Source organism: Bacteroides mediterraneensis (assembly GCF_025993685.1).
Taxonomy (GTDB): domain Bacteria; phylum Bacteroidota; class Bacteroidia; order Bacteroidales; family Bacteroidaceae; genus Phocaeicola; species Phocaeicola mediterraneensis_A.
This window is the reverse complement of the sequence record NZ_DAJPEN010000001.1, coordinates 4,131,724-4,147,658: the sequence shown is the minus strand read 5'-3', so window position 1 is coordinate 4,147,658 and position 15,935 is coordinate 4,131,724. Positions and strand designations below refer to the sequence as shown.

Genomic DNA, 15,935 nt, shown 5'->3' with positions numbered 1-15,935 from the left:
TCCTTACAACTATTTATTAGGTGTATCCCAGATTTTTGTTTGAGTGCAATTCACTACAGCAGTCTGGTCACCACATTTTATTCTGAACTCCCCCTTTTCAAGACGCCATTTGCCATCGTATCCCACAAACGCAAGCTCACTGCCTCTTATCTTCATTGACACAGTTTTTGTTTCGCCTGGTTCAAGCGATATTTTCTCAAAATTTCTAAGACGAATATTATCCGGCGTACTGCTTGCCACCAAATCACTCACAAACAACAAAACAGGCTCCTTACCCGCCATATTCCCAGTGTTGGTTACATCTATACTAACTGTCAGACTATCAGAATATATAAAATTAGTTTTATCCACTTTTAAATTTGAATAGCTATAAGTTGTATAGCTTAAGCCATAACCGAACGGCCACTGCACATCCATCACAGAATCATAATTATAATTCCCATTCATCTGACCGATATTCTCACAAGGCTTATAATCATACGTAGCGATAGCATTGATATGCTTAGGATAAGTAAAAGGCATTTTTGCACTAAAATTTACATCCCCCGCCATCAGGTTCGCCAAAGCGTCACCACCGTAGTTACTCGGTAACATTACATTCACAATTCCTCGAGCCAAAGGTTCAATGTCACTAATGATACGCGGACGTCCCTGATTCAAGACAAGTACTATAGGTTTTCCTGTTTTAGCTAATGCTTTTACCAGGTTACGCTGATTTTCCGACAATGTAAGATTTGTCAGGTTTCCTGGAGTTTCACAATACGAGTTCTCTCCTATACAAGCCACAATTACATCTGCAGTCCTTGCAGCATTTACAGCTTTACCTATTTCAGGGGTATTTTCTTCCCACCAATTATCGTTCTTATATGCAGCATAAGTGACTCCTGGTTCATAAATAATATTAAACTTACCGAATTTATTACAAAATGCCTCATAAATTGTATTATAAGCTTCAGCACATTCATCAGCCTTATTTCCCTGCCAACTATAAGACCAACCTCCGTTAAGCGTTCGCATAGAGTTTGCATTGGGGCCTGTCAGAAGAATTTTTGTACCTTTTGCTAATGGCAAAATATTATTCTCATTTTTCAGTAGCACCTCTGACTCCTCGGCCGCCTGAAGAGCAACTTTTGCAAACTCTTCCGAGCCAAATTTATCATACTTTTTTATGTCCCAATAAGGATGGTCAAATAAGCCCAACCGGTATTTAAGACGCAGCACACGAGCTACTGCGTCATCAATGCGTTCCATTGACACTTCGCCTTCCTCTACCAGCTCCTTCAGGTAGGTGCAGAAACTTACTTCGTATGGCACCATTGACATGTCAATACCTGCATTGATAGCCATCTTGATCGCCTCTTTTTTCGTAGCTGCAATACGGTCACGTGTACACAAGTTATTAATATCATTCCAGTCTGTTACTACCATGCCATCCCAGTTCAAATCTTCTTTCAACCATTTGGTCAGCAGTTCATGATTTGCATGAAAAGGCATGCCATTATCCATGGCCGAATTGACCATCACAGTGAGTGCGCCATTACGAACAGCTTCCAGAAACGGAGCAAAGTGCTTTTCTCTCAAATCACTGGGCGATATAGATGAAGGAGTACGATCCTTGCCCGAAACAGGAACACCATAACCCATATAATGTTTCATACATGCAGCCACATGGTATTCATCAATATGGTTAGGATCTTCCCCCTGAAATCCGGCAACAGCTGCCTTACCCATCTCTGCATTCACATAACAATCCTCACCATAATTTTCCCACATACGTGACCACCTTGGGTCTCTCCCTAAATCCACAACAGGAGCATAAGTCCAAGGAATACATCCAGCTTTCGTTTCATACGCAGAGATTTCTGCCCCCTTCTTTGTCAGTTCACGATTAAAAGAGGCCGCCATGTTGATTCCTTGTGGAAACATTGTTCCCCCTAATGTATAGGTTGTTCCATGGATCTGGTCTACCCCATAGATACAAGGAATCCCTATTTCTTTCATCGATTTCTCCTGTATCTGCTTTATTGCTTCAGCCCATACTTCCTTGCTTTGAGCAATACTTAAAGGCACATTTAAGATAGAGCCAACCTTGTATTTACCAATCACAGTATCCAGCATTGCTTCACTCAACGTAAACTTACCCTTTTTATTGCTTGCTTCAAAATCAGTAATTACATCCACTGTTATTTCACACATTTGCCCTACTTTTTCCTCAAGCGTCATTTTATCAAGCATTTTCTCGATTTTCGCTTCAATCTCCGCATCATAGGGTATTGCTGGTGAAACTCCATTTTTTTGTCTGTCACTACAGCTACAAACGCTTAACATCAGACAAGCTGTCATACATATATTTCTTATATAACCCATAATTACAAATTGTTTTCGTTATTTATAATATCTCACATATTTAAAATTACCTATTGAAAACCTGATTATTTTTTACCATCCATTGGTACCAATATTCTTATCAGTTCTTTTCGCGGCACTCCATCAGGACTGTAAATTCCATATCCACCTTTATAATCCCAAACAGACCATGGTATATCCATTTCCCCGAACACAGATACTATATCTGAATACCACCTCAACGCATCAGCCCGAGGAGCGGTCTGATATACCCCGAATTCTCCGCAATAAAGTATAAGTCCTTTTGCATCCGCTAATTTTTTTGCTTTTTCCACAAGCGATGCCAACTTAGCTTTACTCCATTCATCCGGCCATCTTGAAGCCAACTTTCTATCCGCTTCGGCCAGGCCGGCCATCTCCTCTTTGCTGACAAGCATTCCCGGATAATGAACGTTCCCTCCGAAATTGGCAAGGTCTGTCCAGCCAGCCCTATAATGTGTCAGCAAAAACGGCTCATAAAAATGAAAACTTAACATGATGTGCTTATCTCCTTCCGGTACTTTCAGAAACGGAAAGGTTCCTACTCCCTGCCACATATTGGAGCCGATGACCAACATCCTGTCCGGTTCCTTCTTCCGGATATAACGACAAGCCTTAGCTACCAGTCCGTTCCAGTCTTCATGGTCAGGAGCTGTGGGCTCATTCATGATTTCATACGCCAGCATCGATACAGGATATTGCTTTAACTCATCACTGAGTCCCCCCCACAAGTCAAGAAAATGGTTCTGTTCTGTTTCATCAGTCCACAACTTGTTGACTTTCCCTTCTTGCCCGGCATTGAAATAATGGGAACGGATAATATGAAGATCAACTATCACTCTTAGCTCGTTTTTTAAAGCCCATCTGATTCCTTTATGAAGAAAGTTGAATGCTTTTTCATTTTTCCTGCCATCCTCATTCCATAATACAGCCTCGTCCACCGGAAGCCTGACATGATCAAACCCTTCCTTAGAAAGTTTACTGAAATCTGTTTCATTCATTCCTTTGTCTATAGGCGGACATTTATCATATCGTTGCGACAACCAATGACTGATATTCACTCCTTTTTTTATTTCAAATAGTTCCTTGCAGTTGGCGCAAGGAACTATGTTTAAAAGAAAGAATAAGACTAAAAATAATACTCTCATCTTATAACTTTTTATAGAATCATTAATAAGGATAATCCATCGCTGTCCCTGTCATGACTCCCTCAAGAACAGGTGTCTGACAAGCACCTGAATTCATCGAATCATATCTGTTGAATAATCCGAAGTATTCCGCATCAGCTTTATAGCCATAAGCTACACTAAAGAAATCATCCCACTCCAGATTATAATAACTTCCATTATCCCATACGAAAGGAACAATGCCATTCCTGCAGGCTGATGAAGTCAGATAATTCATATAGTACTTCTTTGTTTCTGCAAGATCATTCTCCACCTTACTACCCTTAGTGGAAGGAGTAGTCACCACGCCGTATTCGCCCATAACCACTCCACAGCCATTGTCTACGAATTTGGCCTTAAGCTTGCCAAACAAATCATCCACGTAGGCTTCATCTTCCGTATAATTTACGGCAGGGTTATTATTTGCCTTGTAATCCTTACCCCAGTAATGGAAAGTGTTACTTTCATAACCCGGACAATCCATATAAGCAAAAGCAGACGGACGATAAAAATGGAATTCCACACTCAATCTGTTTTCTACCACATCTTTAGGAAGAATAAATTTATCGGTCAATGCATTATCGGGGAAGCATGAATAAGCCTGCACTATCAGGTTACGATAAAAGTTCTTGCCACCGGTAGATCTTACGACATTTACAAAACATTCGTTAAACTGATTCTGCATCTGTAATTCTGCTTCCGAAGAATCCCACTCAGCGTTATGCATTTCATTTGTTCCCGAAAAAACAAGACGCTCATCATAATCACGGAATGTAGTCGCAATAAATTTCCAAAGATTGGCAAACTTGGAAAGGTTTGAATTCATGGTTTCTTCACTTTCTCCACCCTTTGCAACTGTTTCCCATTTTTCATGGTGAGTATTAAGGATGACATACATTCCGTCATTCAGACAAATATCAATCACCGCCTTCACTCTTGTTATCCACTCCTGATTGAATTCAGTCAGTTCTTCATTCACCGCATGAGGATACCAGCGGACTGGAATACGTACCGCATTGAATCCTGCATTCTTTATAGCTGTTATCATCTCAGCAGTTGTTGCGGGGTTTCCCCATGCCGTTTCTGTATCAGCTCCGTGATTAATCTGACCGTCCTCATTGAAGGCTTCCAAGCTATTACCCAGGTTCCATCCCACACTAACGTTCTTCATTAATTCCAAAGCATCACTTCGCATTCCCGACTGATTAGGTTCTACCTCTACCGTAATGTTCATCGTTTTAAATTTCAGTTCAACTTTATCCAGCACATTATCATATCGATCTTTGAGGACTCCAGTTGGCACGGTTACCGTATATTCAGTATTGGACGCAAGTGAAGATAGTCTCAGAATTAATTCTTTTCCCAATATACCAATATCTTCTACTGTAACCTCGGGTGATACCGTAATTTGGTCTTTCTTGCTTTCATCCATATAGATAAAATTGTCAAACTTCAATGTTATCTCTTTAGCCGCCATGCTTAACAACTCGCTACCGGCCTCGGGAAAGGTACTGACCAACTGTGGCGTAGCAGATACTTCAACATTACTCTCGTCGTCTTTACAAGAGCTGAATGTAACGGTGCCCATTATCAATATCAATAACAGACTCCAGTATGATATCATTTTCTTCATATCTTCCGTTTTTTATTTTAATGTTACACTATCCAAATAATACCCATGACCTGTCAGGAGAAGTCCCTTTGCATTAATCCAGTCTAATCGTTCCGGAGTGATTTCAACTTTATACACCGGATTATCTTTAAATTCAGCAGCAGACAAATCTATATCAGTATTCAGCTCTGGCATTCCCGGCAGAACCTCAGCCCAAGCATTATCTGTAAATCTCATCTTGTAATATCCCATACCGGGTTTTAAAGAGAAATATACATAAATAGTTTTACCTATATTAGCCTCTGTGAATAGGGAAGAGCCATCAGGCATAAACAGATTTGACTTCAAATCATATGCAATTCCCTGCTCCCATGAAATATATTCATGTCCTGTCCAAATGAGAAGTTCATCAGAAATCTTGATATCCACAGATTCAACTTCCTTATTCGCGCTATAGAAAAGCACTTTAGAACCATCTTTGCAGACAGCTGAAAGTTTATAAGTTCCACCTTTTATATTCGGACAAGTAACGGTTAAGGCCGTACCCTCTTCGTTGGATTTAAAATCAGCAACCTCTGTTTCGCCAATATAAATTGAAGCCACCTGGTCGAGATTTATTCCGGTAAGAGTAAAATCAGAGAGAATAGTAGCCACACCAAATCCTCCGGTAATTAATGAAGATGTTATGACAGTAGTCGTACCTCCACCATAACTGTCACCTTCGCTATCAATCATACTGATTCTATAATTCCCCACAGGTAACGTTTCAGGAAGAGCATATTCAATATAGTTACCCTTTTCATCTGAACCAGACAACACTTCTAATTCCAACTTACCTGTACCGGTTTCTGATTTGGAAGGAGAAGTTTCTTCTGCAGAAACCAACTTCTGAAGAGCCACCTTGGTAATACTCTCCAAGTTGTTTCCATACAATCTGGGGGAAGTGCCTGGAGCAGAAATCCTTCCTAACTCAGTAGTTGTAATTACAGGGTCTTCCTTCAGCGGATTGACCACAACCCCAGCCTGACGGGAAGTAGACTGGCCCGTCACAGTATTGATGGCCTTTACCGTGAGCATGTATTCGCCAGCTTCGAGAGACCAATCAAGAGATGTTCCATCTGCCACCTTGACATTATCAATGTACCATTCCACTTTGGTACAATGAGTGGGAGTAACAATGACGGTCATTGTCAAATTCTTATCCCTGTCAAAAGGTTCAAGATTCTGTATTACGCCATCAACCTTATCCTTAAAAATAGGATCCAATATCACGGGATAGTCGCTATCTGCCTTCGTATCGAAAGGTTCATCTTCCTTGCACGATGTAGTCAATAAACTTACTGCAAGAAAAGCCATCATTATATATTTCATATTTTTCATAATGCGTTCTATTTTCGATTATTGATTTACTGTTTCTTCATTCACGGGGTCTTCCACATCCCACCATACATGGTTATACCAACTGTTTGTACCACCCATTCTTTCTACAGCTGCATCATAGTTATTTTTATTGTATGACGATTCAAGAACCGGGTAGCAGAATCTTACCGGTATCTCCTGACCGTCTACCAGGTAAGTACCGAAGCCATATTCGGCAGGAGATTTCAATTTAGGATAACCGGAACGACGTACATTAGACCAGCATTCTACCGGATTCAGAAAGTGAAGAATCCAAGCCTGAGTATTTATCAGTTCTTTCTTACCCTCCGCATCTTTTGAAGAGTAATCCAGACGATTTATAAAGTTAAGGATGTCACTTTCCTGTACTTTATCAAAATCATAATTATCTGAAAGAAAACCAATTGATGCTTCTATACCTTTTCTAAAATAGTCTTCCGAACTTGAAGAGCCTACACTCCATCCTTTAAGCTTGGCCTCCGCTTTAAGAAACATGGTTTCGGCATAAGTCATTACTACTCCTGGAACATCACTCATCAGGAAGTTTGTTGCCAGTTTGGGCTCTGTCTCACGATCCACAGTATATACGATTTCAGGATCAGTCTTTGCCATTTCTTCCAGCAATTCACTGGTAAACGATCCCGGCCACGGTTCCCATGAAAAAGCTCCCGGCTTACAAGGAGAGAACGTACCACCTTTTTCTATCATCTCCTGAGTGAGGTCAATACGGTTCTCCGGGCCGGTAAGACTCATCTTTCTGTCATAATAACAACGGGTAAGCATAAAAGTACGCGGATCTTCAGTGTCATACATCTGATTGAAGAAGGTAGAACATATATATGCCGGGTTATTAGCCGGGTCATTACCATAAAGCAGTTTTGCCACAGCATTACCACGATAATCCGAATAAGACTCCATACCAAAGCTATATGGAATCTTTATATACTCTATCAAAGCGTCATCACTGCTATCTTCAAAAACTCCCCCATCAGCATACAAAGCATCCTCAAATTCTTTCTGTGCCTTCTCGGGTTCCACATCAGAGATACGCATAGCAAAGCGCATTCTCAATGAGTTAGCAAACTTTATCCATTTGACAATATCACCTTTATACATAACATCACCAGTTATTTTCTCTTTGGAAGCATCAAACTGGACTGTCGCCTCTTTCAACGCCTTAAAGAAATCGTAATAGATATCTTTCTGACGGTCGTAGCGAGGCGTAAACAACTTATCGAAATACCCCAATCCAGCCTCACTATAAGGTACATCACCATAAAGGTCGGTTAGAATAGACATAATATATACCTTATATATCTTTATGGCAGCATTTATGTTTACAAGATTTTCATTGCCCTCTGTACGTTTCTCTGCATCTACAAGATTGCCTATTATGCTTCTATATCCATTAGTCCACCAGTGAGAGAGGATACCATTGTCTATTGTGTGGCGTCCACCATAATTTGTCGTATTCCAGCATCCCATTAGTTGCTGATTGAATGAATATAGATAGCAACGATAAGTGTCTGCAATATCCAGACTTCCGTATGTCTGCAACTCAGCTGTAGTAAGCTGACTATTAGCATCAATTTTCTGGGCCTTATATTTATCTGTATTTTGTTCCTCCATATAATTGTCGCTACAAGAAGCCATAACTGTTCCGGCAACAAGAAATAGAGCTATTATTGATTTATTATATTTCATGGCTGTAAGTTTTAAGTAAGTTCTACCTCAGTTTTAGAATTTTACATTCACATTGAGACCATAGCTTCTTCTGGAAGGGAGCGAACCATATTCAAGTCCCATACCTGTACTGTTATTATAGTTTGAATCCGGGTCTATATTAGGAATATTCTTGTAGATTATAAATGGATTACGTGCTACTAATGACAAGGTAATGCTTTCAGTCACTTTTCCCAACCACTTTTCAGGCATTCTGTAACTCAATGTGATTTCGCGGCATTTTACGTACGAGTTGTCATAAACAAACATACCAGGAGCATTTCTACAAACACTCATCCAGTAATCTTCGGGGTTCACGTATATATCGTTTGGGCGATATGTACCATCACCGTTGTCAATAACTCCAGGAGCAATGAATCCTCCGGTAGGTTTCCAGTCGGGCGAACCTTTCGGTAAGCCCTGCTCTCTACGCTGTTCCTCTGATATATACCATGCCTCACGCCCTTCAAGAGTCTCAAGTGCCTTACCGGATTCATAAGCAGCACGGGCAGACATAGAATATAAATCAGCACCTACCTTTACGTCAAATACACTTGACAAAGAAATATTCTTATATGTAAATGTGGTAACAAGACCACCCGTCCAGTCCCAGGATGCATTACCAAGCACATGATTGGTCTTATCATACATAGGCATACCAGTATGAGGGTCTATAAGAATATCACCATTCTCATTGCGCTTAAAATCAGGACCTATGATAGAACCGTAATTTTCGCCTACCTTAGCAGCTACCTGTACATCAAGCCATGTAGCTTTCTCAAGTTCGAACATATCAGTTCCGTCGACCAGTTCTTTTACTTTATTCACGTTTTTAGAGAAGTTCACATTCAAGTCCCATGAGAAATCTCCAATCTGGAGAGGACGCGAATTTATTGCTATTTCTATACCTTTATTTTGAATCTCACCAGCATTGATAAGACGGTAATTATAGCCGGAAGTCCATGATGTAGCCATAGCCATAATCTGGTCTCTACTGGTCTGAGAATAATATGTAATATCAAGTCCTAAACGACTATTGAAAAACTTGGTTTCAATACCGGCTTCAAACGAATTTGTTCTTGTGGGTTTCAGATTCTCATTCGGAACTGTATTATTATTTAGATAACCTATTGTATATCCAGGATAAGAAAATCTTGATTTTGTATAGGTCAACCCCAGTTGATATGGGTTAGTGTCACTACCTACCTGCGCCCACGACATTCGTATCTTACCATACGGCAACAGACTCCTGTTTTTAATCAATTCTGAGAAGATAAAACTACCTGAGAAAGAAGGATAGACATACACATTATTATTTAGAGGCAAGGTTGATGACTGGTCTGCACGAACAGTAGCATCAAAATATATCAGATGCTTCCATCCTAAATTCACAGCTCCATAAACAGAATTCATCTGTTTTGTATAAGGATTCTGCTCTACACTGATTTCATCAAAACTGGAAATGGCCACCGCATCCTTAATCTTCATATCCTGCCCTGTTGTAATAGTAGTAAGATTATCAACTTTGAACATGTTAGCCCCAAATGTTCCATTAAAATCAAAATCCTCCCAGGTATTGTTATACAATGCAAGAATTTCAGCATTATACATTTTATTGTTGAACTCACTATTCTGAAGTCTACCAGCTTCGAATCCAGGAGTCGTAGGAGCCTGGAAATCATTAAAGCCGAATCTGTTGAACTCTGCCCCGACTGTACCCTGCAGTTTCAACTTTGGAGATATATTCCAGACAGCCTTGGCATTCATACGGAACTGATCTTTTTTAGAGTTGTTGTTACTCTTATATATTCCCCAATACGGATTTACATTATAAGGGTCCATACCGTTCCAGTTAGCATAGTTTCCATCTTCATCTTCGTAATTCTTAAGCCATGCCTGGTCATAAGTAGTAGAAAGAGTCATAAGGTTTTTCCCAATATTAGCCTTACTGTCGCCAAGGGCTGGACGATTCAGCACATCTTCATGAGTATAGTTCACGCTAAAATCAAGATCTACTTTATCAAGTGAAGTATTTGCACGAAGCGAGAAATTATCTCGGCTCATGTGAGTATTAGGCACGATATCGCGATTCCTCATATCAGTAATGGAGAATCTGACACCTGTCTTACCATTACTTGATGACACAATAGCTGAGTTTGTGGCAGTAAGCCCTGTACGAAAAAAGCCTTCAGTATTATTGGGGATAATAAGGTAAGGCCTCTCTACCCCATCAAAATATTTCAGATTATTACCACCATCAGCTTTAGGTCCCCAACTCTTATTAGTATTATAGATAGCATCCACGCTATAGAGACCATTGCTCCCCATACCATAAGTCTGCTGTATGTCATTCCACTTAGACAGCTGAGTATCTACAGTAAAAGTACCATTATATTCAATACTATATTTTTCACCTTTATCCGCTTTCTTTGTAGTAATAAGAATCACACCGTGACTGGCACGGCTACCATAAAGAGCAGATGCCGCAGGTCCTTTCAACACTGATATATTTTCAATATCATCGGGATTTACACCTGAAATACCATCACCAAGGTCAAACCCACCAGCTGTTCCTGCGCTTCCATAATTGGTATTATCCAAAGGTACCCCATCAATCACATATAATGGCTGATTATTACCGGTCATTTCTGTACTACCACGTAAAATGACACGTGTAGACCCTGAAGGACCACTGGCAGTCTGGCTTACGACCAAACCAGGAACACGTCCTGCCATTGAATTAATTACATTCGTTTCTTTTGCCTTAGTAAGAGATTCTCCTTTGACTTCTGCAACTCCGTATCCCAAAGCCTTTCTCTCTCTCTTAATACCCAAAGCCGTTACAACGACTTCATCCAATACCTGATTATCTTCTTTCAACGTAATTCTCATTGTACCAGTCGTTGCTTTTACCTCTTGCGAAGCATATCCAACATAACTAATCACAAGAATTGCACCTGGTTTTACATCTAAAGAAAAACGACCATCTAAATCCGTAATAGTTCCGTTGCTCGTACCTTTTTCCACTACAGAAGCTCCAATAATCGGACCTTCGGAATCTATTATAATACCTGAAATCTTAGCTCCTTGCTGAACCGCCCATAAATAATCAGGAGCACCTGCTTGTACATACGGAACTCCACCTAACATAGATAAGGAAAAAGCCCCACACATTAAAACTTTTCTACTTACTGTTTTCATAGATTTATGAATTTAATAAAACTTGTAGTTCTCAAACAGTCCTCATTTACCTATAAATAAACAGAGACTACCAAGAACACAGAAAACAAAGATTCTCTACACTGCAAATATAAGTACAAACTATCCACACCAAGGTCTGATATGTATTACACTATATCTTCAATTGTAGAATCAACATTTCATACCCTATTTTTGAACATAAGATACCCCTGTCTACATACTAATAAAACAAATGAATATTATCTTTGCAAATAAAAGATAACAAAACATTTCACTATTTTTGTTATATGATTAGTTTTAGTTATCAATCTTTATTTTAGACCTGATAATACCATATTAAAGATACATTTAAATGAAAGCACAGATATTCTTCATACTTTGTTTCATATTTAATATAACGACCGCAAAAGAGGAGCATTATCAATTCCGGCATCTCACAACTTCTGACGGCTTATCTGATAATGAAGTAATTGATATGCTTAAAGACAGCGAAGGCTTTCTTTGGTGTGTGACAAGTAGTGCCATAAACCGTTTCGACGGATACAATGTAAAACAATATTTTAAAGCTGAAAATGGAACTAATTTGTCCGCTTCTACCAGTCAAATCTTAATCGATAAAGATAATAATATTTGGATAGAACGTTTTGGCTATTACTTTACATACGATAGAAAAAAAGACCAGTTTGTTAACGCATACCCTTTGCTTCAAAAATACCAATTGCATAATAGTGCATATCCGCAAACCATTATTACTGACGACCACAACAATTTATGGTCATACAATGGAAAAACTATGAAAGTATATTCTTTCAGCAACCAACAATCATATACCATAAAAAATTTTCCTGAAAACATAACCTTTTTCAGTGTAAAAAAAGAAAAACTCTTTTATATCGACGGGGATAATAACCTTCATATAACAGACTTATTACATAAGCATACAAATGCTGTTATTCCGTTAAATAAAGCATTAGGTGCAGAAAAATTTTTAAGTTATAAATTTTACGTAGACAACAATCTCGACATTTGGGTATATAGTTCCAACGCAGAAGGACTTTGGCTGTTCTCTCAAAGTGCAAATAACACATGGGAATTAAGTACAATAGGAAAAAATACCCTTCTTCTAAAAAATAAGGTCATCAGTATTTGTGAAGATAATTTCCATAAGATATGGATTGGATTAGAGTATGATGGTATCAGCATTTATGATAAAGAAAAACAACAATACACCCATATCTCACAAAATCTATCCTCTTACTCATTAGGAAGCAATAAAGTATGGTGTTTCTACTATGATGATGAAAACACAATGTGGGTAGGAACAATGCGAAATGGAATATCCTACTACAACCCACACTTCTTTTCTTTCGCCAAAACCATGCTGCCTTCCACTTACGACATTTCATGCCAAGTGGAAGACCGTGAACATAATTTATGGATTGGTACAGATGGGGATGGAATTTATAAGGTAGATCCTAATGGGAATATTACGACTTTTAAAAAAGAGCAAAAAAACTCATTTAGCAACAAGATTATCTGCATGCACGTGGATGCCCAAAACAAAATATGGATTGGCACCTATCTGGATGGATTCGGTTATTACCAGAATAATTGTTTCCATCAACAACCTTTTTCCGATAAATTCCCAAGGAATCCTGTCAACAACAGTATATGGAGCATCACTGAAGATAACAAAGGAAATCTCTATTTAGGCAACTTGAAATGTGGCCTGCATATATTTAATCCTGAAACAGGATATTTTCATACATTTACTCCACAAAATTCCAATCTTTTGGATGCGCATGTAATGAATGTATTTTTCGACAAGAAGCGCTCTGTATACATGGCAACGTGCAATGGTACTCACGTCTTAAATACAGAAAATCATGAAATAAAAAGTATACGCCATAACTCCAAAAAGTCACAATTCATCCAAGATACAATCCAGAACAATGTCTACATGGATAGCCGAAACCTTTTGTGGATAGGAGGAAGAGAAGGTCTGACGGTATTCGATATGCGTCTTGATACTATTTACTATTTAAACAAAAGTCACCGACTGGAAGGAAATCTTGTACGAGGTATCACCGAAGATAACAATCAAAACATCTGGGTAGTAACTACAGACGGAGTTACTAAGATAGAGATACAAGTAGATCAGCATAGACATGGATATACATTCCATTGTCTCCCCTACGCTAAAAATGATGGATTACAAACTTCCAATTTCATACACAACTCTATTTATAAATCACAAAACGACCATATATTAATAGGAGGAAATGGAGGATATTACGATATTAATCCTAACACAAAATACTACAAAAATATATCCAGGGTCATATTTACAGAATTAAAAGTCCTGGACACAACTATTAATGTAGATTCCCTATATAGTCATCACAAAATATTAAGCCAAAATATTGAACTTACGGACAAAATAACCCTCAAATACAATCAAAATACTTTTAAATTAAGTTTCTCAACCATGGATTACGTACGTACCCATGACATTCGGTTCTCCTACCGGTTAAGTGGAACGAACAATCAATGGATTTCACTCGAAAGCAACTATATTGCTTTTAACAATATGGCTCCAGGCATATATGAGCTGGAAGTTCGAGCGACCAATTCTGGAGGACTATGGAGTAATCCCTCCACACTTCTCATCCATATCGAACCTCCTATATGGTTAAGTATTTATGCCAAGGCTTTATATTTACTTCTGATTGTCATACTATTTTCCTATGCCTGGTATCGAAAAGAGCAAAAACACAAACGAAGAATGCAATATAAGGAAATGGAGTTTGAAGCTAAAAAGCAACATGAGATAGATGAAATGAAACTAAACTTTTTTACTCATCTAAGTCATGATTTCCGTACCCCGTTATCCTTAATCATAGCTCCTTTAGAAGAGATTCTCAAGACTCATCAGAGCGAAGATATAAAACCAAACTTGAATATTATTCACAAAAATGCTTTGGCACTTCTGAATCTGGTAAACCAAATATTGGATTTCCGTAAAATTGAAATACAGGAAATGAAACTGCATCCAGAAAAAGGAGATTACATTGAGTTCATAGATAATATTATCAATCATTTCTCTGTATATGCAACTACTTACCAAATCACTCTGACCTTCGAAAAGGAGATTGACACCCTATCTATGGCCTTCGATAAAGATAAAATGCATAAGATATTTATGAATCTTCTGTCCAATGCCATAAAATATGCAGGTACTCCCGGCAAAATCACAGTAAATGTATGGACTGAAGACGAAAAAGTTTTTGCAAGTGTAGCCGACAACGGAAAAGGAATAGAAGATAGTGAGAAATGCAAGGTTTTCGATGCTTTTTACCAAATAGCAGATGATAAATCATCGTATGGAAGCGGTATAGGCCTGCACATTGTAAAAGAACTTCTCAGTTTACACCACGGAGATATACATGTAGAAGACAACCTGCCCACAGGTGCTAAATTTATATTTTATATCCCTATCACTCCTATGGTGCAAACTGTGGAAGAGGACTTTCATATCCAACCGACTGAAGCAGAAATAGTATCTTTACAATCGGATGAGAGAGTTGAAAATCTGGATAAAAACACCTTACTTATTGTGGAAGATAACCAAGATTTACGCCTATTCTTATCTGATTCTCTAAAAAAGGAATATCATGTTCTTTCTGCGGTCGACGGACTGCATGCATTATCCATTCTTAAAAAAGAGCACATTGACATGGTTATTACAGATATTATGATGCCTAATATGGATGGGATTGAACTATGCCATGCCATAAAAAGTGACATCAAAATTTCACACATACCAGTTATCATGCTGACAGCTAAAAATGACATAGAACACATCAAGAAAGGATTAACCGAAGGGGCTGATGACTATATTGCCAAACCTTTCAATCTGGATATCCTAAAACTTCGTATCAATAAAATACTTAAATGGAAACAAGAATGCCATAAGAAATTCTCAATTGCAGACATACCAGTGAGTGACATCACCTCAAGTTCATTGGACGAATCGTTCATTCAAAAAGTCATCAAGACCGTGGAAGAACACATTGAGAATCCCCAATTTTCGGTAGAGGAGTTAAGTAGCATAATCGGCATGAGTAGGAGCAACTTATACAATAAACTAATGTCTATAGCAGGATATTCTCCAAGCGAATTCATACGTATCATACGGCTCAAGAAAAGCTTGAAACTACTGGAGAGAACTCAAATGACTGTTGCCGAAGTAGCTTATAAAGTTGGATTCAATACTCCTAAGATCTTTACACACTATTTCAAGGAGGAATACAAAAAGACGCCTACAGAGTTTAGAAAAGAAAAATATATTACACCGATACATTAATAGGAATCACCTCATTGCCTATTTTTTGGGGGGAGTAATAGTTTTTGTTATAAATACTATACGGCATAATTTATATCAATTTGTT

General features: G+C 38.5%; 7 protein-coding genes. 1 reads left to right on the top strand and 6 read right to left on the bottom strand.

Annotation, left to right across the window (positions count from 1 at the left end; genetic code table 11):
• Nucleotides 1–9: 9 nt before the first annotated feature.
• From OIM59_RS17560 to OIM59_RS17535, 6 genes are all read right to left on the bottom strand, one after another.
• A complete protein-coding gene (locus OIM59_RS17560) occupies nt 10–2,343 on the bottom strand; it encodes a glycoside hydrolase family 3 N-terminal domain-containing protein (RefSeq protein ID WP_303897925.1) in 2,334 nt (777 codons plus the stop codon).
• Nucleotides 2,344–2,432: 89 nt separating this feature from the next.
• A complete protein-coding gene (locus OIM59_RS17555) occupies nt 2,433–3,386 on the bottom strand; it encodes a glycoside hydrolase family 5 protein (protein WP_303897924.1) in 954 nt (317 codons plus the stop codon).
• 169 nt (nt 3,387–3,555) lie between these two features.
• Nucleotides 3,556–5,184, bottom strand: coding sequence for a cellulase family glycosylhydrolase (locus tag OIM59_RS17550; protein WP_303897922.1), 1,629 nt, complete (start codon nt 5,182–5,184; stop codon nt 3,556–3,558).
• A 12-nt stretch (nt 5,185–5,196) separates the two neighbouring features.
• The gene (locus OIM59_RS17545; RefSeq protein ID WP_303897921.1) at nt 5,197–6,543 is read right to left on the bottom strand and encodes a hypothetical protein; all 1,347 of its coding nucleotides are present in this window, start codon (nt 6,541–6,543) and stop codon (nt 5,197–5,199) included.
• Between the two features lie 18 nt (nt 6,544–6,561).
• A complete protein-coding gene (locus OIM59_RS17540; protein ID WP_303897920.1) occupies nt 6,562–8,265 on the bottom strand; it encodes a SusD/RagB family nutrient-binding outer membrane lipoprotein in 1,704 nt (567 codons plus the stop codon).
• Between the two features lie 33 nt (nt 8,266–8,298).
• Nucleotides 8,299–11,484, bottom strand: a complete 3,186-nt coding sequence (locus tag OIM59_RS17535; protein WP_303897918.1) for a SusC/RagA family TonB-linked outer membrane protein — start codon at nt 11,482–11,484, stop codon at nt 8,299–8,301.
• Between the two features lie 352 nt (nt 11,485–11,836).
• Between OIM59_RS17535 and OIM59_RS17530 the strand changes: the two genes are divergently transcribed.
• Complete coding sequence (locus tag OIM59_RS17530) at nt 11,837–15,850, top strand: two-component regulator propeller domain-containing protein (RefSeq protein WP_303897916.1); 4,014 nt, start codon at nt 11,837–11,839, stop codon at nt 15,848–15,850.
• Nucleotides 15,851–15,935: the final 85 nt, after the last annotated feature.

Coding starts and splice junctions, on each gene's coding strand:
- OIM59_RS17560 (WP_303897925.1), bottom strand. CDS start 2,343: ATGACAGCTTGTCTGATGTTAAGCGTTTGTAGCTGTAGTGACAGACAA.
- OIM59_RS17555 (WP_303897924.1), bottom strand. CDS start 3,386: ATGAATGAAACAGATTTCAGTAAACTTTCTAAGGAAGGGTTTGATCAT.
- OIM59_RS17550 (WP_303897922.1), bottom strand. CDS start 5,184: ATGAAGAAAATGATATCATACTGGAGTCTGTTATTGATATTGATAATG.
- OIM59_RS17545 (WP_303897921.1), bottom strand. CDS start 6,543: ATGAAAAATATGAAATATATAATGATGGCTTTTCTTGCAGTAAGTTTA.
- OIM59_RS17540 (WP_303897920.1), bottom strand. CDS start 8,265: ATGAAATATAATAAATCAATAATAGCTCTATTTCTTGTTGCCGGAACA.
- OIM59_RS17535 (WP_303897918.1), bottom strand. CDS start 11,484: ATGAAAACAGTAAGTAGAAAAGTTTTAATGTGTGGGGCTTTTTCCTTA.
- OIM59_RS17530 (WP_303897916.1), top strand. CDS start 11,837: ATGAAAGCACAGATATTCTTCATACTTTGTTTCATATTTAATATAACG.